Source organism: Stenotrophomonas sp. HITSZ_GD (assembly GCF_029543105.1).
Taxonomy (GTDB): Bacteria; Pseudomonadota; Gammaproteobacteria; order Xanthomonadales; family Xanthomonadaceae; genus Stenotrophomonas_A.
Map to the genome: position 1 here is coordinate 233926 of NZ_JARQXB010000001.1, position 16776 is coordinate 250701.

Annotated in this window: 13 protein-coding genes; 3 read left to right on the forward strand and 10 right to left on the reverse strand. The window is 69.5% G+C overall.

The genetic code is table 11. From position 1 onward, the window contains the following. Positions 1-81: 81 nt before the first annotated feature. From P6166_RS01185 to P6166_RS01225, 9 genes are all read right to left on the reverse strand, one after another. A complete protein-coding gene (locus tag P6166_RS01185; protein ID WP_277762707.1) occupies positions 82-1218 on the reverse strand; it encodes a cupin domain-containing protein in 1137 nt (378 codons plus the stop codon). A 118-nt stretch (positions 1219-1336) separates the two neighbouring features. Beyond that, positions 1337-2095: a 2-dehydro-3-deoxy-D-gluconate 5-dehydrogenase KduD gene (kduD, locus tag P6166_RS01190; protein WP_277762708.1), complete on the reverse strand. Its 759-nt coding sequence runs from the start codon at positions 2093-2095 to the stop codon at positions 1337-1339. A 28-nt stretch (positions 2096-2123) separates the two neighbouring features. Further along, a complete protein-coding gene (gene kduI / locus P6166_RS01195; RefSeq protein ID WP_277762709.1) occupies positions 2124-2972 on the reverse strand; it encodes a 5-dehydro-4-deoxy-D-glucuronate isomerase in 849 nt (282 codons plus the stop codon). A 160-nt stretch (positions 2973-3132) separates the two neighbouring features. Continuing rightward, positions 3133-4188 (reverse strand): LacI family DNA-binding transcriptional regulator, encoded by a 1056-nt coding sequence (locus tag P6166_RS01200; RefSeq protein ID WP_277762710.1) that lies wholly within the window; start codon positions 4186-4188, stop codon positions 3133-3135. Positions 4189-4313: 125 nt separating this feature from the next. Next, complete coding sequence (locus tag P6166_RS01205) at positions 4314-5873, reverse strand: family 43 glycosylhydrolase (RefSeq protein ID WP_277762711.1); 1560 nt, start codon at positions 5871-5873, stop codon at positions 4314-4316. 50 nt (positions 5874-5923) lie between these two features. Continuing rightward, positions 5924-7210, reverse strand: a complete 1287-nt coding sequence (locus P6166_RS01210) for a TRAP transporter large permease (protein ID WP_277762712.1) — start codon at positions 7208-7210, stop codon at positions 5924-5926. A 3-nt stretch (positions 7211-7213) separates the two neighbouring features. Then, positions 7214-7732, reverse strand: a complete 519-nt coding sequence (locus P6166_RS01215) for a TRAP transporter small permease (RefSeq protein ID WP_277762713.1) — start codon at positions 7730-7732, stop codon at positions 7214-7216. Between the two features lie 8 nt (positions 7733-7740). After that, positions 7741-8739: a TRAP transporter substrate-binding protein gene (locus tag P6166_RS01220; protein WP_277762714.1), complete on the reverse strand. Its 999-nt coding sequence runs from the start codon at positions 8737-8739 to the stop codon at positions 7741-7743. Positions 8740-8779: 40 nt separating this feature from the next. After that, the gene (locus P6166_RS01225; RefSeq protein ID WP_277762715.1) at positions 8780-9595 is read right to left on the reverse strand and encodes a 2-keto-4-pentenoate hydratase; all 816 of its coding nucleotides are present in this window, start codon (positions 9593-9595) and stop codon (positions 8780-8782) included. A gap of 208 nt (positions 9596-9803) precedes the next feature. Here P6166_RS01225 and P6166_RS01230 point away from each other — a divergent pair, with 208 nt between their 5' ends. The 3 genes from P6166_RS01230 (at position 9804) to P6166_RS01240 (ending at position 12874) form a co-directional block, all read left to right on the forward strand. Then, a complete protein-coding gene (locus P6166_RS01230; protein WP_277762839.1) occupies positions 9804-10763 on the forward strand; it encodes an alpha/beta hydrolase in 960 nt (319 codons plus the stop codon). Then, the gene (locus P6166_RS01235; RefSeq protein ID WP_277762716.1) at positions 10760-12355 is read left to right on the forward strand and encodes a carboxylesterase/lipase family protein; all 1596 of its coding nucleotides are present in this window, start codon (positions 10760-10762) and stop codon (positions 12353-12355) included. The genes P6166_RS01230 and P6166_RS01235 overlap by 4 nt, the downstream gene beginning before the upstream one ends. 81 nt (positions 12356-12436) lie before the next feature. Next, a complete protein-coding gene (locus P6166_RS01240) occupies positions 12437-12874 on the forward strand; it encodes a hypothetical protein (protein ID WP_277762717.1) in 438 nt (145 codons plus the stop codon). A 9-nt stretch (positions 12875-12883) separates the two neighbouring features. Here P6166_RS01240 and P6166_RS01245 read toward each other — a convergent pair whose 3' ends face one another. After that, positions 12884-16684, reverse strand: coding sequence for a LamG-like jellyroll fold domain-containing protein (locus P6166_RS01245; protein WP_277762840.1), 3801 nt, complete (start codon positions 16682-16684; stop codon positions 12884-12886). Between the last annotated feature and the right edge of the window lie 92 nt (positions 16685-16776).

A 16776-nucleotide genomic window follows, 5' to 3' on the forward strand; every position in this document is an offset into this window, starting at 1 on the left:
GCGTATGCGCCGATTCTGTCCCGCCTGCGTTAGCCAGCAGCGAAGAAGCGCGCGCGCCGGGTCACCCGGCCTGCACGCCGGCTACGGCTCCTTCGGGTAGGCGAGCATCAGTTCCAGGGGTTCGTCGCCCGTCTGCTGGATTGCGTGCGTGCTGCCGGCCCGGGTCAGCAGCGCATCCCCCGGGCCCACCTCGTACTGCTTGCCGTCCAGCGCGTACAGGCCGCGGCCGCGCATCACGTAGTACACCTCGTCCTTGTGGTGCTGGTGCAGGCCAATGCCGGCGCCCGGATGCAGCACGCGCTTGCGCAGCACGAAGGACATGCCCGGCGCGTCGGCGAAGAACGAATAGGCCGTGGTCGGGCCCGCGCCGCCGTGGGGGCCGGGCTGTTCGCGGGCGATGTCGCGCTCGTGCACGACGTGCGACGGATAGGCCTGCGCGGCGCGGTCCGCGGCGGCCGAGGCGGGTGCGCCGCAGTCGATGTCGCGCTTCAGGCCCGCCTTCAGCGCCGGCACCTGCACCGCCCAGTCCCGCACCAGCAGGCAGGCCACCGCGGTGGCGCCGGCACCGCTGAAGTGCGTGCCATCGGCCTTCGATTGCGCCGGCACGTACATGAAATAGGGCTTGGCGGCCGCCTCGCCCAGCGCGCGGAGCCAATCGCTGCTGCTGGCATTGAGGTCGATCAGCATGACCTGGCGCTGCGCGGCCAGCTGCTTCATCGCCTGCGTATAGAGGCCGTGCGTGTCCAGCAGCGAACCGAAATCGTAGAGCAGGCGCGCCACGGGCGTGACGAGGATGGGCGTGGCGCCGCGCTTTACCGCCACGTCGAGGTAGCGCGCCAGATACTGCGGATAGGCCTGCGCCGGATCGTTGTAGCGCGTCGGGTCCTCGCGCTTGGCGTCGTTGTGGCCGAACTGGATGAGCAGCACGTCGCCCGGGCGCAGCGCCGCGTCGATGGCGTCCAGCCGCCCTTCCTCGATGAAGCTGCGCGCGCTGCGCCCGCCCTTGGCGTGGTTGCGCACTTCCCATTCGGCCGAGTCGAACCAGCTCTGCAGCATCTGCCCCCAGCCCGCCTGGGGCGCGCGTTCCGGACCATATTCGGCGGCGGTGGAATCGCCGGCGATGAAGATGCGGTGGGCCGGCGTCTTCGCCAGCGCGGGAAGGGCGAGGGAGATCGTGGCGGCCAGCAGCAGGCTCACCCACGTGCAGGAACGTTTCATCGCAGTGCCCGCCATCGTCGTAGGGCCGGCACCGGGACCCGGCGGGAGAGATGCGCCGGGCGGTGCCGGGAGGGAAGATCGAACCGGCGCGCGCGGGCCGCGCGCGCCGGGATGCCACTCAGCGCGCCAGCCAGCCGCCGTCGACGGGCAGCACCGCGCCGTTCACGTAATCCGACGCGCTGGACGCCAGGAACACCGCCGCCCCGCCCAGGTCGGCCGGCGTGCCCCAGCGGCCCGCCGGGATGCGGTCGAGGATCGCCTTGCTGCGGTCTTCGTCAGCGCGCAGCTGCGCGGTGTTGTCGGTGGCCATGTAGCCGGGCGCGATCGCGTTGACGTTGATGTTGCGTGCGGCCCACTCGTTGGCGAGCAGGCGGGTGATGCCGGCGATGCCGCTCTTGCTCGCGGTGTACGACGGCACGCGGATGCCACCCTGGAACGAGAGCATCGAGGCGATGTTGATGATCTTGCCCCCGCCGTTGGCGATGAAGTGGCGGCCCACCGCCTGGCTCATGAAGAAGGCGGACTTGATGTTGACGTTCATCACGTCATCCCAGTCCTTCTCGCTGAACTCCACCGCGTCAGCGCGGCGGATCAGCCCGGCGTTGTTGACCAGGATATCCACCCGGCCCAGGCCGGCGAGCGCTTCGTCCAGCACGCGCTGGATCGGTTCGACCGTGATCAGGTTGGCCTCGATGTTGAGGAAGCGCCGGCCCAGGGCCTGCACCTTCGCTTCGGTGTCGGTAGCGTGGACGATGCCGGCGCCGGCGATGTCCGCGCCGGCGGCGGCCAGTGCAAGCGCGATGCCCTGGCCGAGACCGGTGTTGGCGCCGGTGATCAGCGCGACCTTGCCTTCCAGACTGAACGGGTTGTGGCTCATTACGTGCTCCCCTCGTAAGCGTGTGCGGTTACTTGAGCTGGCAGATGTCCAGCACGTGCATGTCGGTGTAGTCGAGGTTCTCGCCACCCATTGCCCAGATGAAGGCGTAGTTGGCGGTACCGGCGCCCATGTGGATCGACCACGGCGGCGACACCACGGCCTCGTTGTTCTGGATGACGATGTGGCGCTGCGCTTCCGGCTCGCCCATGAAGTGGTACACGCGGTCCTTCTCGCCTAGGTCGAAGTAGAAATAGACCTCGCTGCGGCGGTCGTGCAGGTGCGGGGGCATGGTGTTCCACACGCTGCCCGGCTTGAGGATGGTCAGCCCCAGCAGCAGCTGCGAGGACGGGCACGTGGCCGGCACGATGTACTGGTAGATGGTGCGTTCGTTGCTGGTTTCCAGCGCGCCGCGCTCCAGCGGCACCGCGTCCTTGATGGAGATGTGCTTGGCTTCGAAGCGCGCATGTGCCGGCGTGGACGCCAGGTAGAACCGGGCCGGGGTGGCGGCATCGTTCGAGGCGAAGCTCACCTCGGCGCTGCCCATCGGCACGTACAGGCCATCCTTCGGCGCCAGCGTGTAGGCGGTACCGTCGACGGTGACGGTGCCGGTGCCCGCGCCGACGTTGATCACGCCCAGCTCGCGGCGCTCCAGGAACGGGTGCCCGGCGGCGGAGGCCGGCTCGGTCTGCTTCGGCAGCGACACCGCTTGCTGCACCGGGGCCGCGCCGCCGATCACGAAACGCTCGTAGTGCGTGTACTTCAGGACGACCGCATCGTCGGCGAACAGGCCGTCCAGCAGGTAGAGGTCGCGCAGCTCGTCATTGCTGACGCCCTGGATGGCCTGCGGGTGGGTGGCGTAAACGGTCTTGGCGTACATGGCGTCTCCGGTGGCGGCGAGGCGTCATGGCCTCGCGTCGAATGGGTGCCCGGGCATTCTAGCCATGATGACCACCGGTGTCATTCCGCAGTGCAAGATGGCCGGCACGGGTTTTATCGAGGAAATCAGCCGGCGGGCGGTGCGCCGGTGCGGCGCCGGGTCAATCTTCCGGCGGTTGGCAGGAATCACGCACGATCAGGTGCGGGCGCACGCTGGCCGTGGGCAGCGTGGGCTGGCTTTCCGGTTGGATCAGCATTGCCGCGGCGGTACGCCCGGTATCGCGGGTATGGCGGCGCACCGAGGTCAGCGGCGGCCACAGGCGCGAAGCCAGCGAGCTGTCGTCGTAGCCGATCACGGACAGCTGCCGGGGGATGTTGATGCCGGCGCGCAGGGCCACCTTGTAGATACCCGCGGCCATCTCGTCGTTACCGGTGAAGATCGCGGTGGGCCGCTTCTTGGAGAGCAGCAGCTTTTCGGCCGCCGCCACGCCGGATTCGAAGGTGTAGCCGGCCTCCACCACCCGCTCCGGCGGCAGCTCGATGCCACGGCGCCGCAGCGCACCCACGAAACCGCTGGTGCGCTCGATGGAGGAGCGGTAATTGCTCGGGCCGGTCACCAGTGCGATGTCGCGATGCCCCAGCGAGAGCAGGTAATCGGCCGCCTCGGCGGCGCCTTCCGCGTCGTGGGTGATGACAGTCTGCGAGGTGGCATCCAGCGCGACGGAGGCGATGCGCGTATAGCGGCAGCCGATCTCGGCCAGCATGTCGGCCAGCGCCTGGTCTTCGGATGCACGCGGCACCAGGATCACGCCATGCAGCTTTTGCTGCTGCACGAAGCGGCGCACGCCCTCGATGTAGCCCGGGCTGCGCGTATCGCAGGGATGCACCACCAGTTCGAAGCTGGAACCGCGCAGCGCGTCCAGCGCGCCGTACTGCATGTCCACGATGTATTGCGCGGTCGGGTTGTCGTAGACCATGCCGATCAGGAACGAGCGGCGGAACGCCAGGCCGCGCGCGAGCGGATCGGGCGCGTAGCCCACCTCGCGCATCAGGGCCTCGACCTTCTCGCGCGTGTCCTGCCGCACCAGCGGCGAGTTGTTGATGATGCGCGAGACGGTTTTCTTGGAAACCCCGGAAAGCCGGGCGATATCGTTGATGGTCGCCACCTTGCCCTTGGGCAGGCCGGCGATGGCTTCTTCGGCTTTCTTGCGCGGCATGACGGCGGATCGTAGGAAGTAGGGGGATTCTAGCGGTTTGCTCCGGCAACGGCGGCTGGCGTGCCGCGCCGTGCCGGCACCCAGGCCAAGACCGGCGTCCGGCGGGAAAGTTCCGCCGCCGCGGGTCAGTCCAGTGCGCGGTAGCGGAAGTCGATCAGCCGCACCGCGCCGTCGCCGGCGGCATACAGCGCCGGCTTGAGCGCGAGGAACTTGCCGGCCACGTTGTGGTGATAGCCGGACACCTCCATCTGCACGGGATACTTGGTCCACGTCTTGCCATCGCGGCTGGTGTGGAAAGTCACGATGTGGCGATCGTTACGCACCCGGATCCACAGCTCGCCGCCGGGCCCTGCCGCCAGCTGCCTCGGACGTTCCTCGCCATAGCGATGCATGATGAAGTCCTGGCCGTTGCTGCCCACGCCCGCGTAGAGGCGGTCGCTGTAGAACAGCAACGCCCCGCCGATGGCGCCGGGCGCGATGTGCATGCGCACCTGGAATTCGTAAGCCGGGTCAGTGGCGATCGCGGTCAGGGGCGAGCTGTCGCGCGGTGCCTGGCCCTTGCCGCGCAGGGTCATGCCGTTGGGGCCGAACGTCAGGCGCCGGTATTCGTCCGGGCCGGGATCGTAGAACGACCACTGCGGGCCCAGCTGCTCGCCGTTGAAGGTGTCCGAAAGCGGCAGGCCATGCGGCAGCGCCTGTCCGCTGGGCTTGCGCAGCGGCTGGCCGAGGTCGCCGCCCTTGGCGACGAACCAGCCCTCCGGCGTCCATTCGATGGGCTCCAGCAGCGCCTGCCGGCCCAGCGTCCAGAAGCCGTTCTCGTAGCCGTGGTAGATCATCCACCAGCGGCCGTCGGTGCCCTCCACCAGCGTGGCGTGGCCGCGCGACCACCACGGTTCGCTCGCCGAGCGGGTGCGGGTGATCGGGTTGTTCGGCGCGTTCTCCCAGGGCCCGTGGATCGAGCGCGAGCGCGCAGTGATCACCATGTGGCCGGTCGGCGGGCCGGCGGTGCCGCCCACCGCGGTGGTCATGTAGTACCAGCCGCCGTGCCGGGTGATCTTCGGCCCTTCCTGCGCATAGGCCTCCACGTCCCAGCTTTCCGGGTATTTCCAGCCGTCGTACACGTGGCGCGGCGTGCCGACCACCTTCAGGCCGTCCTCGGAGAGCTGTACGTAGTCGCCGCCGCTGAGGAACAGATAGCGCTTGCCGTCCTCGCCGACCGCGTGGCCCGGGTCGATGTACTTGCCCAGGCCCAGGTCCACCGGCTCGCTCCACGGGCCACGGATGTCGTCGGCCCACACCACGAAGTTGCTGCGCGTGCCGTTGTCCCCGCGCCGCGCCGGGAAATAGATGTAGTAGCGGCCGCCATGCTTGACCAGGTCCGGCGCCCAGATCGCGCCGACCTGCGTGGTGATCGCATGGCCCAGGGGCTGCCAGTTCACCAGGTCGCGCGAATGCCAGAGTGGCAGGCCGGGATAGGCATCGAACGAGGACAGCGTGAGGTAGTAATCCTCCCCATCCTTGAGCACGGAGGGGTCGGGATGATCCCCCGCCAGCACGGGGTTGAGGTAGGTGCCGTCGCCGAGATCGGCGATGCGCTGATGTTCGATCCCGCGCCGCCACTCCGCCGCCTGCGCATTGCCGCACAGCAGCGCCACGATCCACAGCCACGCCAAGCCCTTGCGCATCCCGATGCTCTCCCGTGTCGTGCCTTGCAACCTGACGTGCTCGAAACGGCTCAGCTCGCCCGCAACATTGCCGGCAACCACAGCGACACCTGCGGGAAGAACGCCACGATCAGCAGCACGCCCAGCGCCGACAGCCAGAACGGCCAGATGGTGCGCATGCTGTCGGTGATGCTGATCTTGCCGATGGCCGTGCCGATGAAGAGCACCGAGCCTACCGGCGGGGTCACCAGCCCGATGCCGCCGGCCAGCACCATCACCAGCGCGAAGTGGATCGGGTCCACGCCGTAGGCCTTCACCACGGGCAGGAAGATCGGCGTGCAGATGAGGATCTTCGGTGCCAGGTCCATGAACATGCCCAGCACCAGGAGGATCACCACGATCATCAGCAGCACGGTGCGCTGGCTGTCGGCGAAGGACTGCAGGAAGTTCACCGCCGCGGTGGGCACCTGCAGGTAGGCCAGCAGCCAGCCGAAGACCGCCGCGGTGGCGATCACGAACAGGATCACGCCGGTGGTGCGCGCGGCATGGGTGACCGCGGCGAAGAACTCGCCCCACTTGAGCTGCCGGTACAGCAGCGCGGTGACCAGCAGCGCATAGACCACGGCGATCGCCGCGCTCTCCACCGCGGTGAAGATGCCCGCGCGAATGCCGACGAAGATCAGCAGCACCAGGCCCAGGCCGGGCAGCGCGCCGACCAGGCGCAGCAGCACGGCGCGCCAGCCGGGGAACGGCTCGGTGCCGTAGCCGCGGTGGCGGGCCACCAGATAACCGGTGACCATCATCGCCACGGTCATCAGCAACGCGGGCACGATGCCGGCGGCGAACAGGTCCGCGATCGAGATGCCGCCACCGGCCGCGGCCGAGAACAGGATCAGGTTGTGCGAAGGCGGCACGAGCAGCGCCACCAGGGCGGCGGTGATGCTCACGTTGACCGCGTAGTCGCGGTCGTAGCCGCGCTGAACCATCTGCGGAATCATCGTGCCGCCCACCGCCGAGACGTCGGCGATCGCCGAGCCGGACACGCCGCCGAAGAACAGCGAGGACAGCACACTCACTTGCCCCAGGCCGCCGCGCAGGCGGCCGACGAGCGAGGCCGCCAGCGCGATCAAGCGCTCGGAAATGCCCCCGCGCAGCATCAGTTCGCCGGCGAAGATGAACAGCGGAATGGCAATCAGCGATGCCGAGCCGGAGCCGGCGGAAATCTGCTGCACCAGCACCACGCTGGGCAGGTCGAGGTAGAACAGGGTCGCCAGCGCGGCCACGCCCAACGCATAGGCAACCGGCACGCCGATGGCCATCAACAGCACGAACAGGCCCAGCAGGATCGTGATGGCCATGGCTCAGTACTCCCCTTCGATTTGCAGCGGATGCAACGCGCGCCACACGCGGTACAGCGCGAACACCACCATCAGCGCACCGCCGATGGCCAATGGCAGATAGTTGATGCTCTGCGGCATCGAGGCGCCGGCGATCTTGATGTCCAACCCGTCGAGCAGCAGCACGCTGCTCCACCACGCCAGCACCGCACCGATCGCCGCCATCACCGCCGCGCGCAGCGCTTCCAGCGCGCGGCGGCCGGCGTCGGGAAAGCGCTCGGCAAGCAGGAAGAAGCCGAAGTGACGGTTGGTATGCACACCGGCGGCCGCGCCCAGGCTCATCGCCGTGCTCAGCAGCAGCAGCGTGACCGGCTCGGTCCAGCTGGGCGAATCGTTGAGCACGTAGCGGGTGAACACCTGCCAGCCCTGCACGACCACCAGCCCGAGCAACGCGCCGGCGGCGGTCCAGATGGCCACGTCGGCCAGGCGATCCAGCGCGCGTTGCACCGGCGGAAGACTGCGGGAATAGGTACTGTCGGTCATCGCCTGCCTCACGCCATTGCGCGGATGCGTTTGACCAGCGCCTCGATGTCCGGGCGCCGGTGGTATTCGGCCAGCAGCGGGGCGGCCGCCTGCCGGAACGCGGGCATGTCCACCTCGTTGAAGCGGATGCCGTGCGCGGCCACGTCCCGCCGGGCGGTGGCTTCGCTGGTGTCCCACAGCTGGCGCATGACCGGCACCGATTCGCGGGCAAGGCGCACCAGGCGCTCGCGGTCCGCCGGCGCCAAGGCCTCGAAGCTCGCGCGCGACATCACCAGGATGTCCGGCGCATAGGAGTGGTCGCTCTGCGACCAGTACCGCGCCGCCTCGAAATGGCGGCTGGACTGGAAGCTGCGCATGTTGTTCTCCGCGCCGTCGATCATGTGCGTCTCCATCGCCGAGAACGTCTCGCCCAGTGACATCGGCGTGGGGTTGGCGCCGAGCAGGCGCATCAGCTGGATGAAGATGTCCGAGTTGGCCACGCGCAGCTTCAGGCCATGCAGGTCGCGCGGCGAGACGATCGGATGCTTGGTGTTGTAGAAGCAGCGCGCGCCGGAATCGTAGATCGCCAGCCCCACCAGCCCCCGCGCCTCGAACCCGCGCAGCACGGCCTCGCCCACGTCGCCATCCAGCGCGCGGCGCAGGTGCGCGACCGAGTCGAAGGTATACGGCAGGCACAGCGCCTGGGTCAGGGGGAAGGCGTTGTTGAGCGCGCCGGAATACACGCGGGTGATGTCGATGGCGCCGAAGCGGGCCATGTCGATCGCCTCCGCCTCGCGGCCCAGTTGGCCGGAGTGGTACAGGCGCAGCTTGAGGCGCCCGGCGGTCTCGCGTTCGAGCTGCTGGCCGATCCAGCGCACCGCTTCCACGGTCGGGTAGTCCGATACGTGGACATCGGTGGCGGTGAGCAACTGCCCGCCGGGCACCTGCGTGATCGCCCGTGCCGCACCCAGCGGCGCGGCCAGCGCGGCGCCGAGGCTGGCGCCAATGAAACCTCTACGTGTGATCATCCGCGCCCTCCCGCGCTCAGTTCACTGGGGTGGGTGCACGTTAACCGGCGGCGATGGCCCTGCAGCGGATCTCGCCGATGCCTTCGAAACGCACGGTGGCCTGCTGGCCCACCGCGATGTCATGGATGCCGGTGGCGTTGCCGGTGGCGATCAGGTCGCCGCGCTTGAGCGGCCGGCCACGCCGCGCCGAGCGGCCCAGCGCGAACGCATAGGCGGCCCGCAGCCCGCCCGGCAGCAGGGTCGCGCCGCCGAGGCCGACGCGCTGCCCTTCGATCAGCGTCTCGGCCTTGAGTTCGGCTTCCGCGCGCGCCTGCCAATCGGTGACTTCCGGGCCCAGGATCAGCCCGTTGTTGTTGCCGAAATCGGAAATGACCACGCGCGGGCCGAGCTGGTTGATCGTGGCCAGCGGGCTGCTGGCGATCTCCACGCCGATGAACAGGCGCGCCGGCAGCGCGGCGGCCTCCTCGGGCGTCCACGCCAGCTTGTCTTCCGGCGCGTCCTGCTCCAGGCGCAGCACGTATTCGGCCTCGACCGCGCCGAAGCCGCCGGCATAGATCGGGAACTCGTTGATGCTACCGGTGGCATTCCAGAGTGCGCGGGACCAGATCGGGCCGAGCAGGCGGTCGTCGCCGGAGGCGTCACGACGCTCGGCGGCGATGTAGCCGACCTTCCAGCCGACGATGCGGTCCGGCCACTGGGCGATCGCCAGGTCTTGCACGGCATAGGCCGTCACCAGGTCCGGCGGGATCTCGCCGGGGAACGCCGGCAACGAACGGCCGTGCTGGCGGGCCTCCACGAAGGACTGGGCGATGGCGGACAGCGCCTGCGCGTCCTGCTGGCCGGCTTGTGGGCTCAAGGGTGACCTCCGGTAGAAACGATGTTGCACTGCCCATCGACAGTGGCACGGAACGATGTATATGGTAAACCGGTGTCATGGGCAATGTGCAGTGCGGCATAACCGCGAGCCGTTGCCCTCCAAGCCTTGGGAGGGGCCGATGCACCAGCGTGTTGTCGGGGCCGCGCGTCCGCCGCGCCCCTTGAATCCTTGGGGGGCCGCCGCCTGGCTGGTCCTGTCCGCGGCGGCACACGCCGCCCAACCGCCCGCCTGGCCCTCGCAGGAAACCCGCGCCGAGCAGCAGGCGCGCATCGCGCTCTGGCCCGGCGATGGCCTGGCCCCGGGCGACCGGCCGCTGGCCGACGCGCAGCGCGTTTTCGAACGCAGCCGCGATCCGGTCGTGCCCGACCGCTACGTCGATCGTGTCGGCCGGCCCTACCTGGTGGTGCAGCGGCCGGCCCATCCGAACGGCGCCGCCTTGCTGGTGATTCCCGGCGGCGGCTACGCGCGCATCGTGCTGGACAAGGAAGGCACCGCGCTGGCGCCGGCGTTCGCCGGGCGCGGCGGGATCACCTTGTTCGTGCTGCGCTACCGCTTGCCCGGCGAAGGCCATGCCGACGGCGCCGACGCCCCCCTGGCCGATGCGCAGCGCGCCCTGCGGGTAATCCGCGCCCAGGCCCGGCAATGGGGCCTCGATCCGCACCGGATCGGGGTGATGGGGTTCTCCGCCGGTGGGCATCTCGCCGCCAGCCTCGCCACGCGGTACGGCGACGCGCTGCACGCCCCCGTCGATGCCATCGACCGCGCATCGGCGCGGCCGGATTTCCAATTGCTGGTCTACCCGGTGATCGACATGGCCGGACCCGACGCCCATGCCGGCTCGCGGCGACAGCTGCTGGGCGACGCGCCAGCGCCTGAGCGCGCCATGGCCTATTCGCCCCAGCGGCACGTGGATGCGCGCACGCCGCCGGCCTTCCTGGTCCACGCGCAGGACGACGACGTCGTGCCGGTGCAGAACAGCTTGTCGATGTACGACGCGCTACGCGCGGCCGATGTTCCGGTGGAGATGCACCTGTTCCCGCGCGGCGGCCACGGCTTCGGTGTTCGCGGCACGAACGGACTGACCGCCGAGGCATGGCCGACGCTGGCCCTGGCATGGATCGACACGCAGCGCGAGGTGTCGCCATGAGCGCCCGCGACCCAGGCCGCCGCGATTTCCTGCGCCACGCGGCCGCCGGCGTGATCGCCAGTGCGTTGCCGGTATGGAGCGCTTCGGCTGGCGCCGCCGCCGCGCCGCTCGCGCAGGTGCGCGGCGGAAAGCTCCGCGGCTACCGCGACCACGGCGTGGCGGTGTTCAAAGGCATTCCCTACGGGGCGGACACCTCGGCCCATCGCTTCGCGCCACCGCGCATCGAGCCGCCCTGGCAGGGCGTGCGCGAGGCGCTCGCCTACGGGCCCGCCAGCCCACAGCCCAAGGCCGACGAAACGAGCGACGAGGATTGCCTGCGCCTCAACGTCTGGACCCCCGGCCTGCGCGACGGCGGCCGGCGGCCGATCCTGTTCTACATCCACGGTGGCGCCTACAACAATGGCTCGGGCAGCAGCCCGCTCTATGACGGAACCGCGCTGTGCCGTCGCGGCGACGTGGTGGTGGTGACGGTCAACCACCGGCTCAACGCCTTCGGCTATCTCTACCTGGCGCCCTTCGGCGGGCCCGAGTTCGCCGATTCGGGCAATGTCGGCCAGTTGGACCTGGTGCAGGCGCTGCAATGGGTGCGCGAGCACGCCGCGGAATTTGGCGGCGACGCGGGCAATGTCACGGTGTTCGGGCAATCCGGTGGCGGCGCGAAGATCGCCACGCTGATGGCGATGCCGGCCGCGCGCGGGCTGTTCCATCGCGCATGGACGATGAGCGGGCAGCAGGTTACCGCGTGCGGGCCGCGCGCCGCGGCACAACGCGCGGCGCTGGTGCTGGATGCGCTCAAGCTCACCCCGGCGCAGGTGGACCGCCTGCGCACGCTGCCACCGGCCGAGCTGATCGCCGCCGCGCAGGTGCGCGACCCCTCGCGCGCGGAAGACACCGCGCTCTACCTTGGCCCGGTGCTCGACTCGCGCAGCCTGCCGCGCCACCCGTTCTGGCCGGATGCGCCGCCGCAGTCGGCGGACATCCCGATGGTGATCGGCAACACGCACGACGAGACGCGCGCCTTCCTCGGCCACGACCCGCGCAACTTCTCCCTCACCTGGGACGAACTGCCCGCCCGCCTGGAGAAGCAGCAATACGTGGACCTCTCCCCACAGGTCGTGATGGCCGAGTACCGGCGGCTGTACCCGCACTACTCGCCCTCGGACGTCTTCTTCGCCGCCACCACCGCCGGCCGTTCCTGGCGCGGCGCGGTGGAGGAACTGGAAGCGCGCGCGCGCCAGCGGGCGCCGACCTGGGCCTACCAGCTCGACTGGGCCTCGCCGCTGCAACCGCAACTGGGCGCTTACCACACGCTGGATATCCCGCTGGTGTTCGACAACGTCCACCGCGCCGAAGCCCGTACCGGCCAAGGGGAGGATGCGAAGGCGATGGCGTCGCGGATGAGCGAGGCACTGATCGCCTTCGCGCGCCACGGCGACCCGAACCACGCCCGCCTGCCGCGCTGGGAACGCTACGACCTCGACCGGCGCCAGACGCTGCGGTTCGACAGCACGCCGACGCTTGCCGACGATCCGCGCGGCGGCGAACGACGCCTGTTTGGGCAAGTTCCCTTCATCCAACGGGGCACTTTCTGACGCCACGGCGCGGCGTGGCTCGCTTACGCCGCGCTGTTCCACCTTGCGAACATTCGCCCGCGGCAAGGAGACGGCAGGCAAATGGAAGGCTACGCACCCACGTGTTACTGGTTTCGGGGCACCCGGTTTCCGGTGTTGCCCGATGAGGCGCTGGACACCGGTCCGGGCATCTACGGCCGCGTGCTGGCGCACTGGTTGCGCGATGGCCTCGTCGCCGCCGGCCATCGGGGCGCCCGGCTGTATCCCGCGCCGTGGGGTTGGTGCATCGTGGTGGCGCGCAAGCCGTGCTGCCTGTGGGTGGGCTGTGGCGGCACGCTGATGGACGAAGCGCAGACGCCGCCTGCGCGGGTGCGTGGGGATGCCGTGCTGTGGCACTGCCACGCCGCCTGCGAGCGGCCGCCGTGGTGGCGAATGGGTTGGCGCCGGCATGACGCCGACGCCGCCTTGCGCGAGCTGGACCTGCTGCTGCGTCGCTTGCTGATGGACGAACCGGAGATCCAGCTGGTTGATCCCCCCTGAGCGTGCGCGCTAGAACGCCGGCAAGGCCACCTCGTTGTTCATGCGCGTCACCTCCGCCACCTCGCCTTCCAGCGACAGCCGGACCTTCGCACCGCGCAGGTCTGCCTTCGACGGCACCGCCAGCCGAACCTCCTGCGTCTTCGGCAGCAGGTCGCGAGGCGCCGGCATTGGCCCGAACGCGGCGCGCGCCAGTTCCCGCCCGCGCGCGTCCAGCAGCACCGCCACGCCCGCGGGTGCGTCCGCATGCCCCAGGCTGTGTACCGTGGCCACCAGCGTGTCGCCGTCGCGGCGCAGGTCGCCGCGGCCGATGCCCACGTCGGCGCGCAGTTCCACCGGATCGCTGGCCTGCACCAGTTCGAACTCCATGACCGTCGCGCCGCGCGCAAAGACGATATCGACCGGCGCGCTGCGTTCGAGCACCAGCTCGCGTACCTGCGCCTTGCCGTCGATGGCGTCGTCGCCGTCGCGATCGGTGCCGCTGCGCATGCGCCATTGGCCCGCCGTGACGTTCCACCCGGTCATCGTTGCCCGCTGCGGCTGGGCACTGGCATTCCAGGCGATGACCTTGAAGCGATCCGGCCGCGGCTGCGGCAGCAGCAACGCCACCTGCACGGCGCCTTCGGGGTCCTCGAAGCGCCAGCTCACCGTGTTGCCGGGATAGGTCTGGTTACGCTTAAGCGCCACGCCGCCCAGGCGGGCGCGCTGCAGGTTGACCGTGGGGGATTCGACCCGGTCCGACCACCAGTGCCCCTCGGTGTTCATGTAGAAGTTTTGCAGCTTCTCGCGCGTTTCCTGGCGGTACAACGTTTCCAGGTAGCGCTTGTCGCCGCTGTTTTCCCATGCCACGTAATGGGCGAAGTCCGGCACGGTGTCCGGCTTGTCCGCCGCGCGGGCCAGCTCGGCGCCCCACGTGCCGCGCTTGTCCAGCGCATCCAGGAAGTTCTCGTTGAGCAGGGACAGGCCTTCTGGGCCGGCGCGGCGCACGCGGTAGTCCAGCGGCTGCAGGTAGCGCGCCTGGCCACCGGAGAAACGCCATGCCGCCCAGAAGGTGTGCAGCACGTCCGGACCGCCGCTGCCTTCGAACAGCTCGCCGCCGCGTGTTTTCCCGGTCGCCCAGTTGATCTCGTTGGGCAGGGCCCACTGGCCCTGGTCGTTGGTGTAGGCGTAGGCCAGGTAACCGTCGGCGAGCCCGGTGACGATCCGGCGGCTCTCGGCATCGGCGTTGTAGACGCCCATCAGCAGGGCCGGGTGCAGGATCGGGAACGAATAGGGCTTTTGCCACTGCCAGTTCGGCTCGCGGTACACCTTGCGCCCGCCGAACCAGTTGCTGGCGAACAGCAGGTGGCCCTGCGGATTGACCTGGATGATGCGCTCGAACGCCTTCACCGTGGTCATCAGCCGCTCGACGGTCAGCGGGTCGCCCCAGTTGAGGTAGAGCATCTGGCTGTTAAGGTTGATGCCTTCCTCGTAGCTGTGCAGCTCATCGGTCTCGATGGTGGACAACCCGTCGGTGAACATGCCGTTGCGGTAGTTCGCGTCCGACAACGCGGTCATCGAGGCGTTCAACGCCTCCGGGTCCACGCCCATCAGCGCCATGCCGGGCCATTGCTGGGTGAGGTCGGTATCGTCGGAGATGCCGCCGCCGAAATCGCCATACGGCACCTGCCGCTGGTCGATCCACCAGTGGATGTAGCGGCGGGTGGCCTTGAGGTTCTCCAGTTGCCAGAACGCCCAGGCCGGCACACCCTTCGGTACCTCCGGCAGGTCCACCGGCAACGGCGACTGGTTGCCGTAGCTGATGTCGTTCCAGTACTCGCGGCCCAGGGCATGCTCCGGCGCCACGCGCAGCAGGTCGCTGATGTCGCGGTGCAGGCGGCGGTACAGCAGCTGCCGCTGCGAGGTGGTGTGCTCCTCGACCAGGAAGCCCCAGTTATCCTTGACCTGGTTGAATCGGTCGGCGACGTGTTCGGCCTTGGCCGCCTCGCGCGGCTTAAACACCAGCCGCACGCCCATGCCATCGAGCGCGCGACCGTCGAAGCGCGGGTTGGCCGATGCGATATCGATCATCAGGCTGTCGTCGGTGAGCAGGCGATCGCGCAGGTCCAGCCACAGGGTGCGCGCCTGCTTCGGACGCACCGACACCGACACGTCCATCATGTCGCGCGCCGGCCACAACGGGTCCTTCACCCGGATATTGAGCGGGATCAGGCCATCGGCGCCCGCGGGCAGGTCCAGCGCGGGCAGGTCCAGCGCGATGCCGTCCAGGCCGTCGTGCATGTTTTCCCAACCATAGGCCCAGCTGCGCATCAGCGGCTGGTCGGAAGGCGGCTGGCCGAGCGTGGACGGCACCAGCACGTGCACCAGTGGGCGGCGCCCTTCCGGCGGCGTGTCGGTACGCTTGCGCGCCGGTGCCTTCGCGGGCAGGGCGACCACGGTGTCGCGCTCGTCGACCGGATGGCGGCCGGCGATGTACTGGCGCAACGGCGCCAGGTTGTCGTAGTCGGGCGCGATGTCACTGCGCACGGTGTAACGCAGCGTGGTGGTCCCGGCGGGCACCTCGCCCGGGGTCACGTCATAGGCCCAGATTTCCTGGATCGGCGTTTCCTGCGCGGTGTTGGTGAAGCGCAGCGTGCCGCCCCGGCGCTGCGGAAAGGCGTCGACGCTGCGCACGACGCCCTGCTTGCGCTGGAACAACGGCTGCGCCGGCTGGCCGGGCGCGGCGTAGTCGGCCTGCCCGTACGCGGCCCCGCGGATCTCGATGCGGTTGAACGGTTCGTCCGGCAACGTCAGGGTCAGTGCCTTGCCGCCTTCGACATAGACATTCCAGTCCGGCAGCTGGAAGTAATCGTCGCGGCCGGGCAGGCGCGAACGGTTGTAGACGCCGGGCCAGGTGGTTTCGGCGATGCCGTCGGTGGCTTTCCACATCCAGGCCTTCATGTCGCGCGTGTCGGCGAACTCCACCTTGCGAATGCGCGTGACCGCATCCTCCAGCACCGGTGGCGCCGCACCGTCGAACCCGTAGCGATGCCGCCAGGCTTGCGCGCGACCCTCCCCCTCCCCATTCGTGGGCACCGGCTCGCGCGCCTGCGCCAGCGCGGCGATGCCCGCCGCATCCAGCATGCGGTCGTAGACGCGGATCTCGTCGAAGTCGCTGCCGCGCAGGAAGTTGTAGCGGCTCTGCACCTGGTGTGGCGACATCACCCGGCCCGCCAGGCCGAACTGGTCCAGGGCAGCGTCGTAGTCGGCGGTGGTGTCCACCCGCTCGACCTCGCGGCCTGCCACGTACAGGCGCACGCCGCGCGTCTCGTCCCAGCTGAAGGCGATATGCGTCCAGTCGCTGGCCGCCGGCGGCGTCGGCATGCGGAAGGACACCCGCGTGCGCGCCAGGTTGGCATCGGTGACGAATGCGTCGAAGCCGTGCCCGTTCCAGTCGATGCGCAGCCAGGCCATGTCCCAGCTGGTGTGGTCGGCATAGCCGACGCGGAAGATCACGAAGGGCGCTTGGCCCACGGGATAGCGCGAACGCCAGAAGAACGCGAGCGTGCCGCGCTCGGCGTAGAGGTTGCCGGGCGCATTCCACGACAGCACGCCATCGTCGGCCCACTCGATGGCGTCGCCCTTCACACCGGTGGGCACGCGCTCGACCTTGTCGCGGAAGTTGGGCACCGGATCGCCGGCCGCGACGTCGGCGTCGAAGCCGCGGTCGGCCGACACGCGGAACAGCAGCTGCGGTTCTGCCGCCAGCGCCGAGAGCGGCAAGCACGCGGCCAGGCAGGCCAGCAGCACGGCGCGCGGCGCCGACATACGCATACGGAACGAAGAATGGCAGGCCATCAACACGCTATCCCCGGCTATGGATCCAGGCCGGGCTCCACGAGCGCGGCCGGCGCGGTCCCGCGCCG

Bases quoted from the DNA above. Each gene is read 5' to 3' on its own strand.
- P6166_RS01240 (WP_277762717.1), top strand. From the start codon at position 12,437: ATGGAAGGCTACGCACCCACGTGTTACTGGTTTCGGGGCACCCGGTTT.
- P6166_RS01200 (WP_277762710.1), bottom strand. From the start codon at position 4,188: ATGCCGCGCAAGAAAGCCGAAGAAGCCATCGCCGGCCTGCCCAAGGGC.
- P6166_RS01205 (WP_277762711.1), bottom strand. From the start codon at position 5,873: ATGCGCAAGGGCTTGGCGTGGCTGTGGATCGTGGCGCTGCTGTGCGGC.
- P6166_RS01235 (WP_277762716.1), top strand. From the start codon at position 10,760: ATGAGCGCCCGCGACCCAGGCCGCCGCGATTTCCTGCGCCACGCGGCC.
- P6166_RS01210 (WP_277762712.1), bottom strand. From the start codon at position 7,210: ATGGCCATCACGATCCTGCTGGGCCTGTTCGTGCTGTTGATGGCCATC.
- P6166_RS01185 (WP_277762707.1), bottom strand. From the start codon at position 1,218: ATGAAACGTTCCTGCACGTGGGTGAGCCTGCTGCTGGCCGCCACGATC.
- kduI (WP_277762709.1), bottom strand. From the start codon at position 2,972: ATGTACGCCAAGACCGTTTACGCCACCCACCCGCAGGCCATCCAGGGC.
- P6166_RS01215 (WP_277762713.1), bottom strand. From the start codon at position 7,732: ATGACCGACAGTACCTATTCCCGCAGTCTTCCGCCGGTGCAACGCGCG.
- P6166_RS01220 (WP_277762714.1), bottom strand. From the start codon at position 8,739: ATGATCACACGTAGAGGTTTCATTGGCGCCAGCCTCGGCGCCGCGCTG.
- kduD (WP_277762708.1), bottom strand. From the start codon at position 2,095: ATGAGCCACAACCCGTTCAGTCTGGAAGGCAAGGTCGCGCTGATCACC.
- P6166_RS01245 (WP_277762840.1), bottom strand. From the start codon at position 16,684: ATGCGTATGTCGGCGCCGCGCGCCGTGCTGCTGGCCTGCCTGGCCGCG.